This is a genomic window from Mycobacterium sp. IDR2000157661 (genome assembly GCF_022317005.1).
GTDB lineage: Bacteria > Actinomycetota > Actinomycetes > Mycobacteriales > Mycobacteriaceae > Mycobacterium.
This window is the reverse complement of sequence record NZ_CP081006.1, coordinates 388,439-409,647: the sequence shown is the minus strand read 5'-3', so window position 1 is coordinate 409,647 and position 21,209 is coordinate 388,439. Positions and strand designations below refer to the sequence as shown.

General features: G+C 68.4%; 25 protein-coding genes and 1 pseudogene. 14 read left to right on the top strand and 12 right to left on the bottom strand.

All coding sequences use genetic code 11. The annotated features are described in order from the left end of the window. Positions 1-48 precede the first annotated feature (48 nt). Positions 49-699 carry a TetR/AcrR family transcriptional regulator gene (locus K3G64_RS02905; RefSeq protein ID WP_238888868.1) on the bottom strand — a complete coding sequence of 217 codons (651 nt, stop codon included), beginning with the start codon at positions 697-699 and terminating at the stop codon, positions 49-51. A 119-nt stretch (positions 700-818) separates the two neighbouring features. On the opposite strand from K3G64_RS02905, the gene K3G64_RS02900 reads away from it, so the two are divergent. Beyond that, entirely contained in the window at positions 819-1,658 is an 840-nt protein-coding gene (locus K3G64_RS02900; protein ID WP_238888866.1) for a glucose 1-dehydrogenase, read from the top strand. A 9-nt stretch (positions 1,659-1,667) separates the two neighbouring features. On the opposite strand, the gene amaB is transcribed toward K3G64_RS02900, so the two are convergent. Together amaB and hglS are read right to left on the bottom strand one after the other, a co-directional pair. Then, on the bottom strand, positions 1,668-3,221 hold the full coding sequence (gene amaB / locus K3G64_RS02895; RefSeq protein WP_238888864.1) for an L-piperidine-6-carboxylate dehydrogenase: 1,554 nt from the start codon (positions 3,219-3,221) through the stop codon (positions 1,668-1,670). Further along, entirely contained in the window at positions 3,218-4,456 is a 1,239-nt protein-coding gene (hglS, locus tag K3G64_RS02890) for a 2-oxoadipate dioxygenase/decarboxylase (RefSeq protein ID WP_238888862.1), read from the bottom strand. Before hglS ends, amaB begins: the two co-directional genes overlap by 4 nt. 31 nt (positions 4,457-4,487) lie before the next feature. Here hglS and K3G64_RS02885 point away from each other — a divergent pair, with 31 nt between their 5' ends. Next, positions 4,488-4,967, top strand: a complete 480-nt coding sequence (locus K3G64_RS02885; RefSeq protein WP_238888860.1) for an Lrp/AsnC family transcriptional regulator — start codon at positions 4,488-4,490, stop codon at positions 4,965-4,967. Between the two features lie 49 nt (positions 4,968-5,016). Next, positions 5,017-6,354 (top strand): L-lysine 6-transaminase, encoded by a 1,338-nt coding sequence (gene lat / locus K3G64_RS02880; protein WP_238888859.1) that lies wholly within the window; start codon positions 5,017-5,019, stop codon positions 6,352-6,354. Here the strand turns inward: lat and K3G64_RS02875 are convergent. Beyond that, on the bottom strand, positions 6,347-6,904 hold the full coding sequence (locus tag K3G64_RS02875; protein WP_238888857.1) for a restriction endonuclease: 558 nt from the start codon (positions 6,902-6,904) through the stop codon (positions 6,347-6,349). The two genes, lat and K3G64_RS02875, sit on opposite strands and share 8 nt — an antisense overlap. Positions 6,905-6,966: 62 nt before the next feature. Here K3G64_RS02875 and K3G64_RS02870 point away from each other — a divergent pair, with 62 nt between their 5' ends. From K3G64_RS02870 to usfY, 4 genes are all read left to right on the top strand, one after another. After that, positions 6,967-7,647, top strand: coding sequence for a PAS and ANTAR domain-containing protein (locus K3G64_RS02870; protein WP_238888855.1), 681 nt, complete (start codon positions 6,967-6,969; stop codon positions 7,645-7,647). A gap of 82 nt (positions 7,648-7,729) precedes the next feature. Then, positions 7,730-8,101 (top strand): hypothetical protein, encoded by a 372-nt coding sequence (locus K3G64_RS02865; RefSeq protein WP_238888854.1) that lies wholly within the window; start codon positions 7,730-7,732, stop codon positions 8,099-8,101. Beyond that, entirely contained in the window at positions 8,098-8,730 is a 633-nt protein-coding gene (locus K3G64_RS02860) for a flavodoxin family protein (protein WP_238888852.1), read from the top strand. Before K3G64_RS02865 ends, K3G64_RS02860 begins: the two co-directional genes overlap by 4 nt. 110 nt (positions 8,731-8,840) lie before the next feature. Further along, a complete protein-coding gene (usfY, locus tag K3G64_RS02855) occupies positions 8,841-9,149 on the top strand; it encodes a protein UsfY (RefSeq protein WP_238888850.1) in 309 nt (102 codons plus the stop codon). An 88-nt stretch (positions 9,150-9,237) separates the two neighbouring features. On the opposite strand, the gene mbp1 is transcribed toward usfY, so the two are convergent. After that, on the bottom strand, positions 9,238-9,474 hold the full coding sequence (mbp1, locus tag K3G64_RS02850; RefSeq protein ID WP_238888848.1) for a microaggregate-binding protein 1: 237 nt from the start codon (positions 9,472-9,474) through the stop codon (positions 9,238-9,240). Positions 9,475-9,660: 186 nt separating this feature from the next. Next, positions 9,661-9,924, bottom strand: a complete 264-nt coding sequence (locus K3G64_RS02845; RefSeq protein WP_370647074.1) for a hypothetical protein — start codon at positions 9,922-9,924, stop codon at positions 9,661-9,663. Between the two features lie 82 nt (positions 9,925-10,006). Between K3G64_RS02845 and K3G64_RS02840 the strand changes: the two are divergent. From K3G64_RS02840 to K3G64_RS02825, 4 genes and pseudogenes are all read left to right on the top strand, one after another. After that, a pseudogene (locus tag K3G64_RS02840) lies at positions 10,007-10,683 on the top strand (glycosyltransferase family 1 protein); the annotation flags it as partial. Between the two features lie 53 nt (positions 10,684-10,736). Next, positions 10,737-11,423 (top strand): SDR family oxidoreductase, encoded by a 687-nt coding sequence (locus tag K3G64_RS02835; RefSeq protein WP_238888846.1) that lies wholly within the window; start codon positions 10,737-10,739, stop codon positions 11,421-11,423. After that, positions 11,414-12,361 carry a glycosyltransferase family 9 protein gene (locus K3G64_RS02830; RefSeq protein WP_238888845.1) on the top strand — a complete coding sequence of 316 codons (948 nt, stop codon included), beginning with the start codon at positions 11,414-11,416 and terminating at the stop codon, positions 12,359-12,361. The genes K3G64_RS02835 and K3G64_RS02830 overlap by 10 nt, the downstream gene beginning before the upstream one ends. Next, positions 12,358-13,656 (top strand): UDP-glucose dehydrogenase family protein, encoded by a 1,299-nt coding sequence (locus K3G64_RS02825; RefSeq protein WP_238888844.1) that lies wholly within the window; start codon positions 12,358-12,360, stop codon positions 13,654-13,656. Before K3G64_RS02830 ends, K3G64_RS02825 begins: the two co-directional genes overlap by 4 nt. On the opposite strand, the gene K3G64_RS02820 is transcribed toward K3G64_RS02825, so the two are convergent. Next, the gene (locus K3G64_RS02820) at positions 13,650-14,669 is read right to left on the bottom strand and encodes a DNA topoisomerase IB (protein ID WP_238888843.1); all 1,020 of its coding nucleotides are present in this window, start codon (positions 14,667-14,669) and stop codon (positions 13,650-13,652) included. The genes K3G64_RS02825 and K3G64_RS02820 overlap by 7 nt on opposite strands. A 253-nt stretch (positions 14,670-14,922) precedes the next feature. Between K3G64_RS02820 and K3G64_RS02815 the strand changes: the two genes are divergently transcribed. After that, complete coding sequence (locus K3G64_RS02815; protein ID WP_238888842.1) at positions 14,923-15,357, top strand: ATP-binding protein; 435 nt, start codon at positions 14,923-14,925, stop codon at positions 15,355-15,357. Beyond that, on the top strand, positions 15,354-16,142 hold the full coding sequence (locus K3G64_RS02810) for an RNA polymerase sigma factor SigF (RefSeq protein ID WP_238888841.1): 789 nt from the start codon (positions 15,354-15,356) through the stop codon (positions 16,140-16,142). Before K3G64_RS02815 ends, K3G64_RS02810 begins: the two co-directional genes overlap by 4 nt. On the opposite strand, the gene K3G64_RS02805 is transcribed toward K3G64_RS02810, so the two are convergent. Then, positions 16,113-16,556 carry an STAS domain-containing protein gene (locus K3G64_RS02805; protein WP_238888840.1) on the bottom strand — a complete coding sequence of 148 codons (444 nt, stop codon included), beginning with the start codon at positions 16,554-16,556 and terminating at the stop codon, positions 16,113-16,115. The genes K3G64_RS02810 and K3G64_RS02805 overlap by 30 nt on opposite strands. Before the next feature lie 307 nt (positions 16,557-16,863). On the opposite strand from K3G64_RS02805, the gene K3G64_RS02800 reads away from it, so the two are divergent. Then, positions 16,864-17,400: a nucleotidyltransferase family protein gene (locus K3G64_RS02800; RefSeq protein WP_238888839.1), complete on the top strand. Its 537-nt coding sequence runs from the start codon at positions 16,864-16,866 to the stop codon at positions 17,398-17,400. Here K3G64_RS02800 and K3G64_RS02795 read toward each other — a convergent pair. From K3G64_RS02795 to K3G64_RS02780, 4 genes are all read right to left on the bottom strand, one after another. Beyond that, entirely contained in the window at positions 17,393-17,710 is a 318-nt protein-coding gene (locus K3G64_RS02795) for a hypothetical protein (protein WP_238888838.1), read from the bottom strand. The two genes, K3G64_RS02800 and K3G64_RS02795, sit on opposite strands and share 8 nt — an antisense overlap. Before the next feature lie 27 nt (positions 17,711-17,737). After that, positions 17,738-19,543 carry an acetyl-CoA carboxylase biotin carboxylase subunit gene (locus tag K3G64_RS02790; RefSeq protein WP_238888836.1) on the bottom strand — a complete coding sequence of 602 codons (1,806 nt, stop codon included), beginning with the start codon at positions 19,541-19,543 and terminating at the stop codon, positions 17,738-17,740. 124 nt (positions 19,544-19,667) lie between these two features. Continuing rightward, entirely contained in the window at positions 19,668-20,132 is a 465-nt protein-coding gene (locus K3G64_RS02785) for a SufE family protein (RefSeq protein WP_238888834.1), read from the bottom strand. Next, a complete protein-coding gene (locus tag K3G64_RS02780; protein WP_238888831.1) occupies positions 20,072-20,959 on the bottom strand; it encodes a sulfurtransferase in 888 nt (295 codons plus the stop codon). Before K3G64_RS02780 ends, K3G64_RS02785 begins: the two co-directional genes overlap by 61 nt. Positions 20,960-21,209: the final 250 nt, after the last annotated feature.

Sequence of the window (21,209 nt, the reverse complement as noted above, 5' to 3'; positions counted from 1 at the left end):
TCCACGGCACCGACAAGCCGGGCCCGCGAGCCAGTCCTCGAGTTGGTGTCAGCGACGTTCGGGCGCCACCGCTTCGCGCAGAGCGGGCGGAATGCCCGGCACGCGGCCGATCGCGTCCAGCAGCGCGTGCGCGCATGCATCGGCCATCTGGCCGGCGTCCAGGGACGGGTCGATCAGCCGGCGTCGGCACACCTCGAAGGTGAACGCGAGCCAGCCGTAGACGATGATCCGCACGTCACGCTCGACCTTGGAGTCCAGGTCGGCACCGAGGGCACTGCGCATGCGGGCCAGGATGCGGTCGGCCTGCCGGTCGTTGTCGATGTCTTCGATGCCACGCAGGACGGGATCCGAGCGCCCCATCCCGACATAGGCAGCCCATGCTCCGTGCGGGTGTTGCTCGTCGTAACGCAGATAGGCCAGCACGCCGACGCGCACCTGGTCGAACAGGCTCTGGCCGGGTTCGGGCGGCGTGTTGGTGGCCTCGAACAGGCGTTCGCCCTCGGCGCGCACGACGGCGGCGAAGAATGCGCGCTTGTCGGGGAAATAGTGATACATCAGCGCGCGGGAGACGCCTGCGCGTTCGGCGATCTCGTCGATGCGCACCTCGTCGTAGGGCCGCTCGCCGAACACTTCGGCGCCCAACGCCAGCAGTTCGTTGCGCCGGTCGCCGGGGGACAGGCGACGTCGAGCCTCAGCCATACCGCCATCGTAAGTAGCACATGTCCAATAGCGCCGCGGCGCACCGCCACGACGTTGGTTCAGTGACCACAGAGGGGGTAGTCAACGTGCCGACCGCCCCACAGGAAGGACCTGAATCGATGAGCTTCCCAGAACAGCAGCAGTCACCGCCCGGCGTGCAGGCCGAGATGCAGCCGAGGCCCGACTGCGGCGAAACCAGCTACCAGGGACACGGGCGGCTGGAGGGCAAGCGCGCGATCGTCACCGGCGGGGACAGCGGCATCGGTCGCGCCGTCGCGATCGCGTTCGCCCGCGAGGGCGCCGACGTGCTGATCGCGTATCTCAACGAGGACGAGGACGCTCGCGACGTCGAGCGCTACGTCACGGAAGCCGGCCGCAAGTGCGTGCTGATGCCGGGTGACCTCTCCGACCCCAAGCACTGCAAGGCGGTGGTCGACAGGGCGGTCGAGGAGTTCGGCGGCATCGACATCCTGGTCAGCAACGCCGCATACCAGATGTCGCACGACACCCTCGACGAGATCTCCGACGAGGAGTTCGACTACACGTTCCGGCTGAACATCGGCGCCTACTTCTACCTCGTCAAGGCCGCGTTGCCGCACATGGAATCCGGTGGTGCGATCATCGGGAGTTCCTCGGTCAACTCCGACATGCCGAATCCGAAACTGGCGCCGTACGCGGCGACGAAGGCGGCCATCGCGAACTTCTCCGCCAGCCTCGCCGAGATGCTCGGGGACAAGGGCATCCGCGTCAACAGCGTTGCACCCGGCCCGATCTGGACCCCGCTGATCCCGTCGACGATGCCCGCCGAGAAGGTCAAGCAGTTCGGTGAGAACACCCCGCTGGGGCGGGCCGGTCAGCCAGTGGAGTTGGCGCCGGTGTACGTGATGCTCGCCTCCGACGAGGCCAGCTATGTGACCGGGGCGCGGGTGGCGGTGACGGGCGGCAGGCCGATCCTCTGACGTCAGCGGTCACCCGAAGTGCACGCCTTGGGCCAACGGGAGTTCCGAGGAGTAGTTGATCGTGTTGGTGGCCCTGCGCATATAGGCCTTCCAGGCGTCCGACCCCGACTCGCGGCCGCCGCCGGTCTGCTTCTCGCCGCCGAACGCTCCGCCGATCTCGGCGCCCGACGTTCCGATGTTGACATTGGCGATACCGCAGTCCGAACCGTCGGCGGCCAGGAACCGTTCCGCCTCGCGCACGTCGAGGGTGAAGATCGATGATGAAAGCCCCTGCGGTACGGCGTTGTTGAGTGCAATCGCCTCGTCGAGACCGGTATAGGTCATGACGTAGAGGATCGGGGCGAAGGTCTCCTCGTGCACCACCTCGGTCTGTGCGGGCATCCGCACCACCGCCGGCGCGACGTAATAGGCGCTGTCCCCGTCGTCTCCGCGGACGTCGTGGCGCTCGCCGCCGATCACCTCACCGCCGTCGGCGGCGGCACGTTCGAGCGCCCGCACCATGTCGCGATAGGCGGTCTCATGAATCAGAGGCCCGACCAGGGTGCCGTCGGCGGCCGGATCCCCGAGCGGCAGTTGCCGATAGGCGGCGGCGATCCGGTCGACGAGTTCGTCGGCCACCGAAGTGTGCACGATCAGCCGGCGCAGCGACGTGCAGCGCTGGCCGGCCGTGCCCGCTGCGGAGAACACGATCGCCCGCACCGCGAGATCCAGGTCGGCCGACGGGGCGACGATCGCGGCGTTGTTGCCGCCCAGTTCGAGCAGCACCTTTCCGAATCGTTGCGCCACCCGCGGTCCGACCTGCCTGCCCATCCGCACCGAACCCGTCGCCGACAGCAGGCTGACCCGCGGATCGTCGACCAGTTGCTCGCCGACCTCGCGAGCGCCCTGGATCAGCCGGCTCACCTGCTCGGGGGCGCCGACGTCGCGGGCGGCCCGTTCGACGAGGGCCTGACATGCCAGCGCGGTCAACGGCGTCAACTCAGAGGGCTTCCACACGACGGTGTCCCCACACACCAGAGCGATGGCGGCGTTCCAGGCCCACACCGCGACGGGAAAGTTGAACGCGGTGATCACCCCGACCACACCCAGCGGGTGCCAGGTCTCCATCAGCCGGTGCCCGGGCCGCTCGGAGGCGATCGTCCTGCCGTACAGCTGGCGTGACAGGCCGACGGCGAACTCGCAGATGTCGATCATCTCCTGCACCTCGCCGAGCGCCTCGGAGGTGATCTTGCCCGCCTCGATGGTCACCAGCGTCGCGATGTCGGCCTTGTGCCCGACGAGCAGTTCGCCGAGCCGGGCCACCAGCGCGCCGCGCACCGGCGCCGGTGTGGTGCGCCATGTCGAGAAGGCATCCGCCGCTTCGGCTATCGCCGCGTCGGCCTGTCGTGCCGTCGTCTCGGCGACGGTGAACAGCACGTCGCCGGTGATCGGCGTACCGGCGGGCAGGCCGTCAGCGCTCGGATCGCCGAGGTCGCCACGCCAACCGGCGGCGCGCAGTGCCTCCTGCGCCCGGGTCCGGAGCGTGTCGGCGGTGGGCAGTTGTGAAGTCGTCACGGTGGTCATGATGCCGCTTTCTCATAGAGTGCGTAGGGGTCGTGGATGTGGCGGCCGATCCGGTCGGCCAGCCAGTCTTGGCTGTAGTGCGTGAGGTCGGCGCCGGAACGCGCGTCGGCGTCGACGTCGATGTTGGACCGGAAGATGCCCGCGGCCGAGGCCGGTAGGAAATCCTCGTAGACAACGGGTTCGGCGGGATCACCGCCGCGGTAATACGCCAGGCCCGACGCCGCCAGGGCGGTATCGGTGGTGGGGAAGTAGTTCGACCACACCCCGGCGGGATCGGTTGCGGCCATCGCCTGGTCGTACCGCGCGCGACCCTGCGGAGTCAGCGCGACGCCGCGTGCTTCGACCTCACCGAAGCGCACCCGCAGTGTGCCCTCCACCACGGTGCCGTCACCGCCGCGGAATCGGCGCGGTTCGGCCAGCGCACGAAACGACGTCTGTCGCAGCAGCACTGCGGGCCCGTCGCAGCGTGGCGGACCTTGGATCGCGTCGATCATCGCGATGCCGCGCGCGGTCATCCGCCGGTACAACTCGTCGATGTCGAGCACCCGCGGGGTGAGGTGGTTGAGATGGGTGGTGCTCACCCCGGCGATGTCGGCCGCGACGGGCGAAACCCGGTTCAGCTCGTCGTACCAGGCCCGGTCGATCGGCTCGCCGGAGAGCGCGAACGCCGACACTGCGGCGATGACGAAGCGTTGCGCGCGTTCCCGATCGGCGCCGCCGTCGGCAGCGATGCGGCGAGCCTCGGTGATCAGGGCCGGGTCGAACAGCGCCCGTCGCGACACGAAATGCTCGACCCTGGCCCGCAGGCCCGCGGGAAAGAACCGCTCGTCGGCACTGGCCAGCACCGACGTGAAGACCCGAAACGGGTTGCGCGCCAACTCTTGCGGATCGATCGGGCGGAACGCGGTGGAGACGACAGGCACCGGCGGCGTGGCGTCGCGCAGATCGTAGAAGCCGACGGGGTACATACCGAACGCGGCGAACAGGTCGGCGACGTCGGCGAGTTCACGTGTGCTGCCGACCCGGATCGCGCCGTGCCGCTCGGCGGTGACCCGCTGCAGTGAGCCCAACCGCTCGGCGCAGGCAGTGGCGGCGACATGGTCGCGATTGACCTCGGTGCTGACGTCGACGAGTGCGCCGTAAGCCGGTACCTCGAGCGCATACATCCGCGACAGCGCCGCGGCGAAATGTGCGCGCAGCTGCCAGGTCGGCCAGTGGTCCGGGCATCGAGTCATCACGAGTCACCCACTCGGATACAGTGCGGCCATGGGTGATGCCGAGGACCACCCCGCCGCCGCGAAGCTCGACGAGATCGACCGCATCCTGGCCCGCGAACTCGTCACCGACGGTCGTGCCACGCTGGCCCACCTGGCGGCGACGGCCGGACTGTCGGTATCCGCGGTGCAGTCGCGGGTCCGGCGCCTGGAGTCCCGGGGGGTCATCACCGGGTACCAGGCGCGGCTGGCTCCCGAGGCGGTGGGCCACCACCTGTCGGCGTTCGTCGCCATCACCCCTCTCGATCCGTCTCAACCCGATGATGCGCCTGCGCGCCTCGCGCACATAGCGGCCATCGAGTCATGTCACTCCGTCGCGGGCGAGGAGAGCTACGTGCTGCTGGTGCGCGTCGAGTCGGCACGGGCGCTCGAGGACCTGCTCCAGCAGATCCGGACCGCGGCGAACGTGCGCACGCGCAGCACGGTCATCTTACAGACCTTTTACGAAGGAAGGCAGTCTATAGCGCAATAGTTCCTGTCATTGAGACAGTAGACAGGAAAAATATGGGTAATATGGCGGCATGACCGATGTCTTGTCGCGCCCCGAGCCGGGTCGAGTGGGGACCCGGATCCGTCCCGACGATGTACACGCCGTGCTGGCGCGCAGCATCCTTGCCGACGGCATGGATCTGGTGCTCGACACCGAGCGGTCGTCGGGCTCATGGCTCGTGGATGCCCGCAACGGTGCGCGCTACCTCGACATGTTCACCTTCTTCGCGTCCTCGGCGCTTGGCATGAACCACCCCGCGCTGACCGGCGACGAGGCCTTCCTGTCCGAGCTTGCCAAGGCCGCGGTCAACAAGCCCAGCAATTCCGACGTCTACACCGTCGCGATGGCGCGGTTCGTCGACACCTTCGTCCGCGTGCTCGGCGATCCCGATCTGCCCCACCTGTTCTTCATCGACGGCGGCGCCCTGGCCGTGGAGAACGCATTGAAGGTCGCGTTCGACTGGAAGAGCAGATGGAACGAGGCGCACGGGATCGACCCGCGCCTCGGCACCAGCGTGCTGCATCTGCGCGGCGCGTTCCACGGACGCAGCGGGTACACGATGTCGCTTACCAACACCGACCCCGCCAAGGTGGCTCGCTTCCCCAAGTTCGACTGGCCCCGCATCGAGGCGCCGTATCTGCGTCCGGGCGCCGACGTATACGCGCGCGAAGCCGAGTCCTTGCGGCAGGCCCGCGCCGCCTTCGAGGCGGCCCCGCACGACATCGCATGCTTCATCGCCGAGCCGATCCAGGGGGAGGGCGGTGACCGCCACTTCAGGCCGCAGTTCCTGGCGGCCATGCGGCAGATGTGCGACGAGTTCGACGCGCTGATGATTCTCGACGAGGTTCAGACCGGTTGCGGTATGACCGGAACACCCTGGGCTTACCAGCAATTGGGCGTCACACCCGACGTGGTCGCGTTCGGCAAGAAGACGCAGGTGTGCGGCATCATGGCCGGGCGCCGAATCGACGACGTGGCGGGCAACGTCTTCGCTGTCAGCTCGCGGGTGAACTCCACTTGGGGCGGCAACCTCGCCGACATGGTCCGGGCCCGACGCGTTCTGGAGGTGATCGAAGCCGACGGATTGATGAAGCGCGCCGCGACCGCCGGCCGTCACCTGCTGGACCGGCTCCACAATCTCGCCAAGGAAATGCCGGAGGTGGTTCTCGACGTGCGGGGCCGCGGCCTGATGTGTGCGTTCAGCCTTCCATCCGCGGCGCAGCGCGACGAACTGCTCCGCGGCCTCTGGCGGCGGCGGGTCATCATGCTCCCCAGCGGTGCGGACAGCGTGCGGTTCCGGCCTGCGCTCACGGTGTCTCGCGAGGAGATCGATGCGGCGGTCGACGCCGTGCGAGATGCGCTCAGCTGACCTCCGCCGACGGTTCGAGCAACCGCCGGATCGTCGACCGAAGGCGGGTTAGCTCGGCACCGCCGACCAATTCGCATCCGTGCAACCCGGCCAGTTTGCGCGCGGCAGTGGTGAAGTCGTGGTCGGTGACGACCATCGTCTTGGTGCACCCCTGCATGGGCGCGCCCGCCACCACCTCCTGCACCGCGCCCGCCCCGACCGGGCGCGCCTGGCGCTTGCATTGGATGGCCAGCCGGTTCGGCCGCCTTCCGACGATGATGTCGACGCCCCAGTCGCCGGTGGTCGGGGTCATGATGACGGGCACCCCGCACGACCGCGCGATCCGTGCAACGTGATCTTCGAATTCCTCGCCGGACATCGCGGCGGTGGCGTCCTCGCGGGCGCCCGGGGTCGCCAAACCGGCAGCGGCTCCCGCGACGAACCGCGGCACTCCCAACAGGGCCGCCGGCACCGCCAGCCCGATCGTCACGCTCCACGGCGCGGCGGCCCCGAGTAGCCAGGACGCAACCGCCACCGTGGCGGCGAGCACCACATACCACCTCAAAGCCACGGGACGAATGGTAGAGCCGTACACCGACTTCTCCCGCTGGTCGTCGCGCTAATCTTTTCTCCGTGACCGACGAGCTCGCCGACTTCGAGGGGCAAACGCCCGTCGAGCAGGCGCTCGCGGGCGGCGATCCGCACCGAGTCGGCTGGTTCCGGTTCTACTTCGCCGACGAACGGTGGGAGTGGTCGCCTCAGGTCGAGCGAATCCACGGATACGAGCCCGGGACGGTCGAGCCGACGACCGACCTGGTGCTGTCGCACAAGCACCCCGACGACTACGGACACGTGGCCGCGACACTGGACGAGATCAGGCGCACCTCGGGCGCATTCTCCACCACGCACCGGATCATCGACACCCGGGGCAACGTGCACCACGTCGTCGTGGTGGGCGACCAACTCTACGACGACAGCGATGAGGTCGTCGGCACGCACGGCTTCTACGTCGACGTCACGCCCTCGACGCTCGAGCAGCAGAACAAGACGCTCAACGCCGCCGTCGCCGAGATCGCAGAGGCCCGAGGTGTCATCGAACAGACCAAGGGCATGCTCATGTTGATCTACCGCATATCGGCCGAGTCGGCGTTCGAACTGTTGCGATGGCGCTCCCAGGAGACCAACACCAAGCTGCGGGCGCTCGCCGAGCAGGTCGCCAAGGACTTCCTCGAACTCGACTACGAGGAAGACCTTCCCGCCCGCTCGACCTTCGACAGGATGCTGCTCACTGCGCACCTGCGCATCGACCGCTGAGGTTTATCGGCCAATTCGCCGGGGAATTCTGTGGCTCGTCACGTCAGCGGTGTTCATGGCCGGATTCGGGAGAGAGCTCTTCGTGTACGACACTCCTAACGACCTGCGACATCTCGATGCGGGACTCGGTGACGCCGTCCGGTTCGCCCTCGGTGTCGCTGTGGCGGGTGCCGGCGTTCTGCTGGCCGCCGTCGTGTGGGTGAGCACCTGTCAGGGGGCGACCGCCGACACGATCGCGTGCGGCCCGCCGCAGCGCACGCTGTTGGCCCTGGCCGCACCGGCTGTGCTGCTCGCAGGCAGTCTGCGCGCCTTCATCCGGACCCATCAGAGTGCTCGCAAGGGACGCCCGTCAGCGGCGTGGCAGGGCGCATTCTGGTTCCTGCTGGCCCTCATGCTGCTGGTTCTCGGCACCAGCATGCCCGCGTTGACCGGCATCGCGGTGATCGGCGCATGAGCGCCCCGACGGACACCGGCCGTCCATTGACTGCGGTGGCCCTGGTGTGCAGCCTCAAACCCAGTCCGGCCGAGTCGAGCAGTGCGCTGATGGCCGAGCACATCTGCGAGCGCCTACGTGGCGCGGGAGTGAAGACCGAGTCGGTGCGCTGCGTCGATTACGCAATCTCCCCGGGTGTCGAGGCGGACATGGGCGACGGCGACCAGTGGCCTCAGATCAGGGACAAGCTCCTGGCCGCCGACGTCCTGGTGCTCTCCACCCCCATCTGGCTCGGCCATCCGAGCAGCGTTACCCAGCGAGTGCTCGAGCGCCTCGACGCCGAACTGTCCAACACCGACGACGCCGGCAGGCCGATCATGGTGGGCAAGGTGGCCGTGGTCGGTGTCGTCGGTAACGAGGACGGTGCGCACAAGGTGATCTCCGACTGCTTCCAGGGGCTCAACGACATCGGCTACACCATCCCGGCCCAGGGCGGCACGTACTGGACGGGCGAGGCGATGCAGAGCACCGACTTCAAGGACCTCGATGAGGTGCCGGAGGCGGTCGCCTCGACGAATGCGGCACTGGCCCGCAACGCCGTTCACCTGGCGAGAGTCCTGCGCGAGAAGCAGTATCCGCGCTACGAGTGATGGTCACGCCTTCGTCAGTTTTGCCCTGGTAGCCCCGGGTTATGCACAGGGTGGGCGCTGTTTGATTCGCCCGTCACCATCGGCTGAGGTATGCCGAGATTGGAGTACCGATGAAGAGCCCGAAAGACCCCGTCGACCACGCCAGGACCACCCGGCCGCACGCCGGCGAGACCATGAAGGACAGTAGGAACATGCCGGCGGTCATCCTGCTCGGCGTCTCCGGCGTCTCGTTCGTCGGCGGCCTGGCCGCTTACGGCACCGATAACTACGATGTCGGCGCCATCCTGATGGTGATCTCGACGGTGTTGCTGGTGATCTCGCTGGCTTGGTTCCTGATCGCACACCTGCGGGTGCGCAAGATCGAGGACCGTTGGCATGAGGACCACCCCGACGCCGAACGGCAACGACCCACCAGTTGACCGCGTAGAGCACATTGACGGCGCCGGATGGACCAGAAAGACCAGAAGAGGCCCAGCCGATCGGCTGGGCCTCTTCTTTGAAAGGGTTCTACTGTTCGTTCTCCTGGCGCTTCTCGGCCGTCTTCGCACCGGCGCGAGCCGACTCGGCCTCGGCCTCCTTGCGTGCGGCGTCCTGCTGCGCGTCGGCCTTGTCCTGCTGGGCCTTGCCCTCGCGGACCACGTCGTCGCGTCCGGTGACGGTGCCGACCGCTTCTTTCGCCTTGCCCTTGACGTCCTCGACGGCACCCTTGATGCCTTCTTCCGGGCCACTGTTCTTCTCGGTCATGCTTACCTTCCCGCTTGTGCGTGGACTGGTCTAGCCCGGGGAATCTCCCCGCGCAACCGTCGGGTTCCCGGACCAGGAGCGGGTTAAACACCGCCTCGACGGATGGGCCGCGCCGCAACCAGCCGATCCCGACGGTTCGGCGACCGTCATGCCAAAATCATTCGGCTGCAACCGTGTTCGCTTGGGCTACTCCTCGGTGGGGTCCTCGTCGGGATCCAGCTCAACCGTCTCGAGTTGCTCCTGCCAGTCCGCGGCCGTCGCCTCCAACGGCGGGCCTGCCTCCGGCTCGACGGCGACTTCCTCGTCGGGAGTCGACTCGCTGGCCGGGCGCTGCTGTTCGACGGCGTCAGCCACCGGGACGTCATCGGGGAGTTCGGCACTTCCTGACATCCGGACGGAGTAGCCCGCCTCGTAGGCGCCGAAACCCGCGCTCCTCGCGGCCCTGTCCACGCGACGAATTGTGATCTGGACAGAATGGAAGAGTCACCGCGAGAACCGTTTTGCCGGAGAAGTGCCGGGTAAGCGGCGCACCATGTCGGTCTGGACACCTGAGCGCCGGGTGCTGCTCTGGCACGTGCACGGCTCCTGGACGGAGTCGTTCGTCGCCGGTCGGCACCGCTGTGTGATTCCGGTGAACGCGGAACGTGACGCCGACGGCCGGGACTGTGAGGTAGGAATTGGTCTGCAGCGCAGGAGATTTCCTGGGAACGACTGCGGGACACGGATGTCGACATCGTCATCCTCCAGCGTCCAGAGGAGGTGGAGCTGGCGACGCGTTGGCTGGATCGCCGCCCGGGAATCGACGTTCCCGCAGTGTATGTCGAGCACAACGCGCCACGACCGTTCGCCGTCGACAGCGTGCACCCGCTAGCGGAGCGCGACGACATCCCGGTGGTCCATGTAACCGACTTCAACCGGATGATGTGGGACAACGGCAAGGCGACAACGCATGTGGTCAATCACGGAATCCCCGATCCCGGTTTGCACTACAGCGGTGAGTTCGCCGCAGCGGCGACGATGATCAATGAGCCGTGCCGACGCTGGCGCACGGTGGGCACCGATTTGCTGGACGCTTTGGCGGCGCACGTGCCGATCGACGTCTGGGGCATCGGGACCGAGGCCATCGACCGCTGCGTACAGAACCCGCGGGTGTACGGCAGGGGCGACGTGCCCACCGCCCGGCTGCTGCCCGAGGTGGCGCGGCGGCGATCGAGAGTGAGGATCGCAGCGAAGCGAGGACCGGAACGAACGGGAGGCAAGACATGAACCTGGGCAATATTCTGATCACCGGCGGGGCCTCAGGACTCGGCGCCGCCACGGTGCAAGCCGTTGCGCGGCACGGCGGTACACCGTTGGTCATCGACCGCAACGATCCGCCGTCCGACGTCGCCTTCGCACGTGCCGACCTCGCCGACACCGACGCCGTCGACGTGGCGGTGCGCAGCCTGGCCGAACAGATGGGCGGGCAGCTCCACGGCGTGTTCACCGCGGGCGGAACCGACGTCTGCGGAAAGCTCGACGACGTGGCCGTCAAGGACTGGGAGCGTGTCATCCACGTCAACCTGCTCGGCACGGCGGCGGTGATCCGCTCTGCGCTGCCGTATCTGAAGCAGACGCACGGCCGGATCGTGACCTGCGCGTCGACACTGGGCATCAAGGCGGTCAGCGACGCGACGGCCTACTGCGCGTCGAAATTCGGTGTGGTGGGGTTCTCCCGCGCGCTTGCCGCCGAGCTGGCCGGCGAGGTCGGTGTGACCACCCTGATTCCCGGCGGCATGCACACCGCGTTCTTCGACAGCCGCGACGAGCAGTACAAACCGCCGCCCGACGCCAAGCTCAACCAGCCCGAGCACGTGGCCGAGTCGGTGGTCTTCGCGTTGGCCCAACCGGCCGGATGTGAGGTGCGTGAACTGGTGGTCTGCGCCTCGACGGAGTCCTCGTGGCCGTAGACCTGGCCGGCGACGAGGTGCTGGTCCTGCGCGCGCTGGGTCTCGGCGACCTGCTCACCGGGATTCCGGCGCTGCGCGGGATCCGACGGGCATACCCGGACGCGCGCATCGTCCTGGCGGCCCCCGAGCGGTATGCCGAGCTGGCGATGCTGTCGGGCGCCGTCGACGAGGTCCATACCACACCGGGACTCGGTGTGCTGCGGCCGCGCCGGAAACCTCCCGCGCTGGCGGTGAACCTGCACGGCAGCGGGCCCGAGAGCATCGCCGACCTGCTCGCGTTGCGGCCCGATGCGCTGATCAGCCACCGCCATCAGGCGTTCCCCGATGTCGACGGCCCGCCCTGGCGCGCCGAGCAGCATGAGGTCGACCGGTGGTGCACCTTGCTGGAATCCGCCGGAATCCCCTGCGAGCCGGCTGATCTCGCCATCCCGCGGCCGCCGAGCCACCCGGACCGGTCCTCCGTTGTCGTCATCCATCCCGGCGCGGCGTTCGCCGCCAGGCGCTGGCCACCCGAGCGGTTCGCCGCCGTGGGCGCCGCACTGCACGACCGCGGCTATGACGTCGTCATCACCGGCGACGGCAGCGAGGTCGAACTCGCGCGGTCGGTGGCCGACGGCGCCGGACTCCCGCAATCGTGCGTGCTCGCCGGAACACTCGGCCTGCTCGATCTGGTTGCGCTGGTCATCGATTGCCGCCTGCTGATCTGTGGCGACACCGGTGTGGGCCATATCGCCACCGCGACCGGAACGCCGTCGGTTCTGCTGTTCGGCCCGACCCCGCCCAACCGGTGGGGTCCGCGTGGCACCGGACCGCACATCGCGGTGTGGGCCGGCGACAGGGGTGATCCGCACGGCGACCAACCGCATCGCGGGTTGCTGCTCATCACGGTGTCGCGGGTGCTGGCCGCCACCGAAACCCTCCTGAAGGACTGCGCATGAGCGAGATCCGCGTCGGCGTCATCGGAGCAGGCTACGTCGGCCTGACGACCGCCGTGTGCATGGCCGAACTCGGCCACCACACGGTGTGCGTCGATGTCGATGCCGGCCGCGTCGAGCAACTTCGCCGCGGAGTCGCACTGATCGACGAGCCGGGCTTGCCCGAACTGCTCCGGCAGGCGCGAAAGGACCACACACTCGAATTCACCGGTGCTCTCGGCGATCTGGCTGACCGCGATGCGGTGTTCGTCTGCGTCCCCACACCGAGCCGGGCCGACGGCTCGGCCGACGTGTCGGCCGTCGACGCCGTCGTGGACGAACTCGCCACGGTGCTGCGCCCCGGCTCGGTGGTGGTGCTCAAGTCGACGGTGCCGGTCGGCACCACCAGGCGGGTGGCGCAGCGGCTGCAACCGGCCCGGCTGCGTGCGGTGTCGAACCCGGAGTTCCTACGGGAGAGCCACGCGGTCTACGACTTCCGCAACCCGGACCGCGTCGTGATCGGCTCCGACGACGGCGACGCGGCCGACCTCGTCGACCGCCTCTACGGCGGTCTCGCGCAGACCCTGCGGATGACCCCGGAGAGTGCGGAGTTGGCGAAGTACGCCAGTAACGCCTTTCTGGCGGTCAAGATCTCGTATGCCAACTCGCTGGCCCAGCTGTGCTCGCGGGTGGGCGCCGACGTCGTGGACGTCACCCGTTGCATGGGCGCCGACGTGCGCATCGGGCCCCACTTCCTGGCGCCGGGCCCGGGATGGGGCGGCTCCTGCCTGCCCAAGGACACCGCGGCAATCCTGCATACGAGCAGGCTGGCCGGCGTGGCATTGCCGGAGGTGGAGTCCGCCCGCGCCACCAACGACGCACAGCCCGAACGCATCCTGTCCGCGCTGCGCCGCGCCGTCGGCATCCCCTTGGCGCGGGCGCGCATCACGGCGCTGGGATTGACTTTCAAGGCGGGGACCAGCGACATGCGGGATTCGCCCGCACTGGCGCTCTGCGCACGCCTCGGCGACCTCGGCGCTCAGGTCACCGGATACGACCCCCGACTGGCAGCGCTGGATCAGACCCGGTTACGCGAGGCCTCGGTCGTCGCCGTTGACGACCCGTATCTGGCCACCAAGGACGCCGACGCCATCGTGGTGCTCACCGAGTGGCCGCACTTCCGCGAGCTGGACTGGGCGCTGATCGCCGAGCAGGCACCCGACGCCGTGGTGCTGGACAGCCGCAACCTGCTCGACCCGGCGCTGGTGGCCGACAGCGGGCTGACCTACCTGGGCAACGGAGCCCGGACGGGTTACTGATCCTTGGCGACCTGCCGGATGAGGCGGGCGGTGCCGCGGTCGAGCACCTCCTGCCGCTCGGCCACCGTCCTCACCTTCGCGGCCCGACGCACGGCCGCTGCGAGCGTCCGGTTCGACTCGTAACCCTCGACGACGCGGGGGTCGACGTAGGAGGCGCGGGCCACCGCCGGGGTGTTGCCGAGTTCCTCGGCCACCTCCTTCATCACCGCCGATTCGACACGCTTGATGACGGTCTTGTTGACCGGGGGATCGGCGTCGACGAAAGCCACCGCCGCCAGCACCGTGCCGTGCCACGTCCGCAGGTCCTTGACCGTGTACTCCGCGCCGACGAGTTCCTTGAATCGGGCGTTGAGGTCGTCGGCGTGAATGTCGGTCCAACCGGAACCGTTGCGGCACACCAGCAGCCGTTCCGTGCGCTCCGGCCGCCGCAGCAGTGCGCGCACGGAACGCACAGCCGTCGGATCGTCGATCGTCAGCGTGCGGCGCACGCCGCTCTTGGCGGGAAAGTCGAACTCGATCGCGGCGCGATGCACCGTCACGTGTTCACAGAGCAGGGTGGAGATGCCGAACGAGTTGTTCTCCTCCGCGTACTGCTCGGAACCGGCGCGGAAGTAGCCGAGGTCCAGCAGATGCAGCGCCACCGCGAGCACCCGGTCGCGTTTGAGTCCCCGACCGCGCAGGTCCGCAGCGATCTGCCTGCGCATCTCCGGCAGCGCCGCCGACATCTGCAGCACCCGGTCGAACTTCTCCTCGTTGCGCTCCTCCTGCCACCGCTGGTGGTACAGGTACTGGCGGCGGCCAGCCGCGTCGGTGCCGACCGCCTGGATGTGGCCGTTGGGGTACGGGCAGATCCAGACGTTTTTCCACGCCGGCGGGATCACCAGGTCCTTGATGCGCTGCAGGGTGGCCTCGTCGGCGACCGCGGTGCCGTCCGGATTCTGGTAGGAGAAGCCCTTGCCCCGGCGGATCCGGCGCAGGCCCGGGCCGTGCAGGTTACTACGCCGAAGTCGCATGTTTGGTTCCCTGTATGGGTGGGGTATGGCACGAGCACCATGGATTGGTCTGAGTGGAGCGCGCCCATTGGGCGTTTTCCGTCATCCGCGCGCTCACTGCATCATCGGTGCGAGCATGAGCGGCGACGGCATGGCCCCGTGATACCCGGGCCTTGCGTGTGCCACACGTCCGCACGCTCAGTTCATCGGAGTCCTCGTGGTTAGCTGGGAATCAACCTGGGGTAGTCTCGCTTCGACATTGCCGGGAGGTCAGATGGCCGACGTCGCCAACACCAACAACGGGCAGGGTCACGGCGGTCGGTCGGTGGAACTGAGAGTCGCGGCCGAGCTCGAGAACCTCGCCGTGCTGCGCACACTCGTCGCGGCCGTCGCGACGTTCGAGGATCTCGACTTCGACGCCGTGGCGGACCTGCGGCTGGCTGTGGACGAAGCCTGCACGAGGCTCATTCGCAGCGCGGTCCCCGATTCGATGCTGCTGCTCGTCATCGACGCACGCGACGACGCGGTGGTCATCGACGCGTCGACCACCTGCAAGAGTCCGGACATCCTCGCCCCGGGCAGCTTCAGTTGGCATGTGCTGTCGTCGTTGACCGATGAGGTGAGCACCTTCCAGAACGGTCAGGGCCCCGAGGACGCGCAGGTATTCGGGATCTCCATGACGACGAGAAGAGCGAGCTCGCTGCAGTGACGCCTAGGACGTCACAGGGTTCGTCGTCACGGCCGAACTCTGAGTATGCGGATGTCGCCGACATGTTCCGCGAGCTGAAGAACCTCGACGAGGACTCGCCGAAGTTCCAGCGCCAGCGGGACCGCATCGTCGAGCGCTGCCTGCCGCTGGCCGACCACATCGCCCGTCGTTTCGACGGCCGTGGCGAGCCCCGCGAGGACCTGGTCCAGGTGGCCCGGGTCGGGTTGGTCAACGCGGTCATCCGGTTCGATGTCGAGGCGGGCTCGGACTTCGTGTCCTTCGCGGTGCCGACCATCATGGGCGAGGTGCGCAGGCACTTCCGCGACAACAGCTGGTCGGTGAAGGTGCCCCGGCGGCTCAAGGAACTGCACCTGCGGCTGGGTTCGGCGACCGCCGAACTGTCACAGCGGCTGGGCCGGGCGCCCACCGCCAGCGAGCTGGCCGCCGAACTGGGCATGGATCGCGACGAGGTCGTCGAGGGCCTGGTGGCAGGCAGCTCCTACAACACGCTGTCGATCGACAGCGGCGGCAGCGGAACCGAGGACGCCCCCGCGATCGCCGACACGCTCGGCGATGTGGACCTCGGCCTGGACCAGATCGAGAACCGGGAAGCGTTGCGGCCGTTACTCGCCGCGCTACCGGAGCGCGAACGCACCGTGCTGCTGCTGCGCTTCTTCGAATCGCTCACCCAGACGCAGATCGCCGAACGCGTCGGAATCTCGCAGATGCACGTTTCGCGATTGCTCGCGAAATCGCTAATGCGACTGCGGGACCAGCTGCAATAACGGTTGCGGACGGCCCTGCACCGTGGACAGCGCGGCATCGACACCGGCGCTGACCGGCAAAATCGAATCCGGGTCGCACAGCCGAAGCAGGCGGCTCACCGATGCGCTGGGCACCAGCGTCCACTCGATGCCCTCGGCGACGGCACGGGTGTTGAGTGTGTGCAGGGCCGAAAACCCTGCGGTGCCGAAGAAGTCGACGCCGGACAGATCCACCACCAGGTGCTCGACGAGGTCGGCGTGCCGCAGCGCATAGTTGACGAACTCCTGGGCGTTGGCGGTGTCGATCTCGCCGTGCGCCGTGACCACCGAAGTGTCCGGATGCACCCAACGGGTGGCGAAATGGGCGGTGTGGCAGTTGGTCGGCTCCAACAGAGCCGTGGTCAACGTGGGCGGCGAATGCGAAATGGTGGACATTGTGACTCCATCAGTTGAATGCGGGATTCGTACTGTGGCTCACGTCAAGATTTTCGGGCCCTGCGGTTTCAAAGCCTTCGCTACAGGGGGGTGGGAGTTCCTCTGCGCGTCGATGACGCTTCCAAGCGGCTGTTGAACTCAACCTGAATCGACCCTACGCCCCATCAGGCCAGGCTGACAATCGTTAAGCCTATCCCGTAATAACCGCAGGTCAGAGCGCTGGCACCGGTCATCGACGACTCGGCGTGGTGAACCTGTGGATATGACAAATTTGTCGAAACCCGGTCTACGGCGCACACTGGGTGGCATGTCCGCGACCGTCGCCGGTGTGATTCTCGCCGCCGGGGCGGGCTCTCGATTCGGGAAGCCGAAAGTGCTTGCCGCTCAGGGTGACTGGCTGCACGCGGCGATCGCCGCGATGCACTCCGGCGGATGCGGCGACGTGGTGGTGGTGCTGGGCGCGGCGCTGGTCGAAGTGCCGCCGCCCGCGCGCGCCGTCGTCGCCCGTGACTGGTCGAACGGGTTGTCCGCCTCGCTGCGAGCCGGTCTGTCGGCGGTGGACGCCGACTACGCGGTGGTGCACACCGTGGACACCCCGGACGTCGGCGGGTCGGTGGTGCGGCGGGTGATCGCGGCGGCCTGCGAGGCGCCGTCGGGCCTGGCGCGCGCCCGCTACGGTGACGCGCCCGGGCACCCGGTGGTCATCGCCCGCCGACACTGGCCTGCTTTGTTGCGGAGCCTGCACGGCGACGAGGGCGCCCGGTCGTTCCTCGCGGCGCGCGGCGATGTCGTCGCCGTCGACTGCGCCGACCTCGCCAGCGGCCGCGACATCGACCTCAGGTGAGCATCGCGTCGGCGAACCGGCGAGCGGCGGCTTCGGCACTCGCCGCGGCGTCGGCGTGGCCCTCGCGGGCGCGGCTGTGCAGCATCCCGTTTCGTCGGTTCAGCGTCACCTCGGCGACCATCTCGCCGGTGGTCGGTTCGCACACCGCCCAGCTGTAGACCGTGTCGGATGCCCAGCCGGCGGTGCAGCCGGAAACGTATTCCGGGTCGGTCTCGCCCATCGCCGTCAGCGCCGGGCGGTCGTCCATCTTCTCGTCGGCCCGCGGGGCACGCAGATACCAGGCGCCGGCGTTGATCTCGACGGGTTCCACGACCGCCAGTCCTCGCCGAGGATCGGGCTACTTGATCTCGGCCAGGACCGTGCCCTGTGTGATGGCGGCGCCGGGTTCGACGGCCAGGCCGGTGATGGTGCCGTCCTTGTGCGCGGTGACCGGGTTCTCCATCTTCATCGCCTCGAGCACGACGACCAGGTCGCCGGCCGAGACCTGCTGGCCCTCCTCGACGGCCACCTTGACGACGGTGCCCTGCATGGGCGCGGTGACGGCGTCGCCCGAGGCTGCCGCCCCGCCGTGCGACCCGCGCTTACGCGGCTTGGGCTTCTTTCGCACGACATTGGAACCGGAGCCGCCGCCACCAACACCCCCGCCGCCGAGCGCGAGATCGCCGGGCAGCGACACCTCCAGACGGCGACCGCCGACCTCGACCACAACGGTCTGCCGCGGGACGGTGTCCTCCTCCTCGATCGGGTCACCGCCGGTGAACGGCTCGACAGTGTTGTCCCACTCCGTCTCGATCCAGCGGGTGTGCACGGTGAAGCCGTTGTCGTCGCCGATGAACGCCGGGTCGGACACGACGGCGCGGTGGAACGGGATGACGGTGGCCAGGCCCTCGACGTGGAACTCGTCGAGCGCGCGGCGTGACCGCTCCAGGGCCTCCTGACGGGTGGCGCCCGTGACGATCAGCTTGGCCAGCATCGAGTCGAACTGGCCGCCGATCACCGAACCGGACTCCACCCCGGAGTCCAACCGGATGCCGGGGCCTTGCGGCGCCTCGAACCTGGTGACCGGGCCGGGGGCGGGCAGGAACCCGCGGCCGGCGTCCTCGCCGTTGATGCGGAACTCGATCGAATGGCCGCGCGGCGTCGGGTCCTCGGTGATGTCGAGCGGATCGCCGTTGGCGATGCGGAACTGCTGACGCACCAGGTCCAGACCGGAGGTCTCCTCGGTCACCGGGTGCTCGACCTGCAGGCGGGTGTTGACCTCGAGGAACGAGATCAGTCCGTCCTGGCCGACGAGGTACTCGACGGTGCCCGCGCCGTAGTAGCCGGACTCCTTGCAGATCCGCTTGGCCGACTCGTGGATCTCCTTGCGCTGTGCGTCGGTGAGGAACGGCGCGGGCGCCTCCTCGACCAGCTTCTGGAAGCGGCGCTGCAGCGAGCAGTCGCGGGTGCCGGCGACGACGACGTTGCCGTGCTTGTCGGCGATCACCTGCGCCTCGACGTGGCGCGGCTTGTCGAGGTAGCGCTCGACGAAGCACTCACCGCGGCCGAACGCCGCGACCGCCTCGCGGACCGCCGAGTCGTACAGGTCGGGAATCTCCTCGATGGTGCGGGCCACCTTCATGCCGCGGCCGCCGCCGCCGAACGCCGCCTTGATGGCCACCGGGACGCCGTATTCCTTGGCGAACGCGACGACCTCGTCGGCGTCCTTGACCGGGTCCGGGGTGCCGGGCACCAGCGGCGCCTGGGCTCGCGCGGCGATGTGGCGGGCGGTCACCTTGTCACCGAGGTCGCGGATCGACTGCGGGCTGGGGCCGATCCAGATCAGGCCGGCGTCGAGGACCGCCTGGGCGAAATCGGCGTTCTCGCTCAGGAACCCGTAACCCGGGTGCACCGCGTTGGCGCCGGACTTCTCCGCCGCGTCGAGCAGCTTCTCGAAGACCAGATAGGACTCCGCCGAGGTCTGGCCGCCGAGGGCGAACGCCTCGTCGGCGAGCCGTACGTGCGGCGCGTCGGCGTCCGGTTCGGCGTAGACGGCCACGCTGGCCAGCCCGGCGTCCTTGGCGGCCCTGATCACCCGGACGGCGATCTCCCCGCGGTTGGCGACCAACACCTTGGAGATCTTTGAGCTGGCGTGACTTGCCACTGCGCCTCCTGACGGCATGTTCTCTAAGAATCGTCTTTAGGAAATGTATCGGAGGGCAGTTTATGCGGCGCAGGTGAGGTCTCGGCGAGCCGGTCCCTTACCCGCGGGTAACCCCCGCATGGGCTCAGCGCAGCCGTTTCTTGATGCGGGCGAGCATCGCCGACATACCGCGCAGCCGCAGCGGGCTGATGAGCGCGGCCAGGCCCAACTCGGCATAGAAGTCGTCGGGCACCGCCAGGATCTCGTCGGCCGGATGGTCATCGAGCCCGGCGGCCAGGATTGCGGCGAATCCGCGCGTCGTCGGCGCCTCGGCGGGCGCGCTGAAGTGGAGCCGGACGTGCTCGCGGTCGTCGGCGTCGACGTGCAGGAACAGCGGCGACTGGCACTCGGGCACCGGCTCCATCGCGGCCTCTTCGAGGTCGGCGGGCAACGGCGGCAGGTCGTTGGCGAACTCCAGCAGCAACTGGAGCTTGTCCTGCCCGTGGACCTCCTTGAAGTCGGAGACCACCTCGGCCAGGGCGGCCGGCATCACGGCGCTTCGCCCGGCTCTTCCCCGACGGCGACGGGGACGCGCACTGCGTTGCCCCATTCGGTCCAGGAGCCGTCATAGTTGCGCACCCCCGGCAGGCCCAGCAGGTGGGTCAGCACGAACCACGTGTGGCTGGAGCGCTCACCGATGCGGCAGTACACGATCGTGTTGTCGTCGGGGGTCAGGAAGCCGTACAGCTCGTCGAGTTCGGCGCGGCTGCGGAACCGGCCGCTGTCATCGGCGGCCTTGGCCCAGGGAATGGACCGGGCGGTGGGCACGTGCCCACCGCGCAGTGCGCCCTCTTCCGGGTAGTCCGGCATGTGGGTGCGCTCACCGGTGTACTCCTGAGGCGAGCGCACGTCGATGAGGGGCTGCGAGCCCAGCACGCCGAGCACGTCGTCCTTGAAGGCCCGGATCGGCGCGTCGTCGCGCTCGACGACGGGGTAGCCGGTGCTCTGGCGGGTCGGCACGTCGAGGGTGGTCTCGCGGCCGTCGGAGATCCACAGGTCACGCCCGCCGTTGAGCAGGCGCACGTCGGGGTGGCCGAACAGGGTGAACACCCACAGTGCGTAGGCCGCCCACCAGTTGCTCTTGTCGCCGTAGATCACGACGGTGTCGTCGCGTGCGATGCCCTTGCGGTTCATCAGTTCGGCGAACTGCTCGCCGGTGATGTAGTCGCGGACGCACGCGTCGTTGAGGTCGGTGTGCCAGTCGATCTTGACCGCGCCGGGAATGTGGCCGGTGTCGTAGAGCAGCACGTCCTCGTCGGACTCGACGATGGCCAGCCCGGGGCGTCCCAGGTTGGCCGACAACCAGTCGGCGGTCACCAGCCGTTCGGGGTGGGCATACGACTGCAGGGCGGGATCGGGATCGGCAGGCAGCGGCACACCGCAAAGCCTACCCAGCGGGAGCGTTTCTATCTCGCGGCGTTCGGTTGTGACGAACAGGCTACGCAGCCGCTGCGGCATCGCGGGCGACCTACTGATGTCCGCAATGTGGTGGAAGTGACTTAGCGCCCGCCGGAAACAACACGATCAAAGTGCCCACTCCGCGGGTTCATGACTTTGCTCGCCGTTCTGTTTATGCCGCGGCACCGTCGGGTGATCGGCCTGCTCTCGTGGCCCGTTCGGCCCCGGC

What these genes read in the sequence shown, in the direction of transcription:
- K3G64_RS02860 (WP_238888852.1), top strand. Translation starts at nt 8,098, where the DNA reads ATGAGCGCCCCGACGGACACCGGCCGTCCATTGACTGCGGTGGCCCTG.
- K3G64_RS02820 (WP_238888843.1), bottom strand. Translation starts at nt 14,669, where the DNA reads ATGCGACTTCGGCGTAGTAACCTGCACGGCCCGGGCCTGCGCCGGATC.
- K3G64_RS02905 (WP_238888868.1), bottom strand. Translation starts at nt 699, where the DNA reads ATGGCTGAGGCTCGACGTCGCCTGTCCCCCGGCGACCGGCGCAACGAA.
- hglS (WP_238888862.1), bottom strand. Translation starts at nt 4,456, where the DNA reads ATGACTCGATGCCCGGACCACTGGCCGACCTGGCAGCTGCGCGCACAT.
- amaB (WP_238888864.1), bottom strand. Translation starts at nt 3,221, where the DNA reads ATGACCACCGTGACGACTTCACAACTGCCCACCGCCGACACGCTCCGG.
- K3G64_RS02785 (WP_238888834.1), bottom strand. Translation starts at nt 20,132, where the DNA reads ATGGGGCAACGCAGTGCGCGTCCCCGTCGCCGTCGGGGAAGAGCCGGG.
- lat (WP_238888859.1), top strand. Translation starts at nt 5,017, where the DNA reads ATGACCGATGTCTTGTCGCGCCCCGAGCCGGGTCGAGTGGGGACCCGG.
- K3G64_RS02900 (WP_238888866.1), top strand. Translation starts at nt 819, where the DNA reads ATGAGCTTCCCAGAACAGCAGCAGTCACCGCCCGGCGTGCAGGCCGAG.
- mbp1 (WP_238888848.1), bottom strand. Translation starts at nt 9,474, where the DNA reads ATGACCGAGAAGAACAGTGGCCCGGAAGAAGGCATCAAGGGTGCCGTC.
- K3G64_RS02825 (WP_238888844.1), top strand. Translation starts at nt 12,358, where the DNA reads ATGAGCGAGATCCGCGTCGGCGTCATCGGAGCAGGCTACGTCGGCCTG.
- K3G64_RS02805 (WP_238888840.1), bottom strand. Translation starts at nt 16,556, where the DNA reads ATGTCCACCATTTCGCATTCGCCGCCCACGTTGACCACGGCTCTGTTG.
- K3G64_RS02800 (WP_238888839.1), top strand. Translation starts at nt 16,864, where the DNA reads ATGTCCGCGACCGTCGCCGGTGTGATTCTCGCCGCCGGGGCGGGCTCT.
- K3G64_RS02885 (WP_238888860.1), top strand. Translation starts at nt 4,488, where the DNA reads ATGGGTGATGCCGAGGACCACCCCGCCGCCGCGAAGCTCGACGAGATC.
- usfY (WP_238888850.1), top strand. Translation starts at nt 8,841, where the DNA reads ATGAAGAGCCCGAAAGACCCCGTCGACCACGCCAGGACCACCCGGCCG.
- K3G64_RS02835 (WP_238888846.1), top strand. Translation starts at nt 10,737, where the DNA reads ATGAACCTGGGCAATATTCTGATCACCGGCGGGGCCTCAGGACTCGGC.
- K3G64_RS02815 (WP_238888842.1), top strand. Translation starts at nt 14,923, where the DNA reads ATGGCCGACGTCGCCAACACCAACAACGGGCAGGGTCACGGCGGTCGG.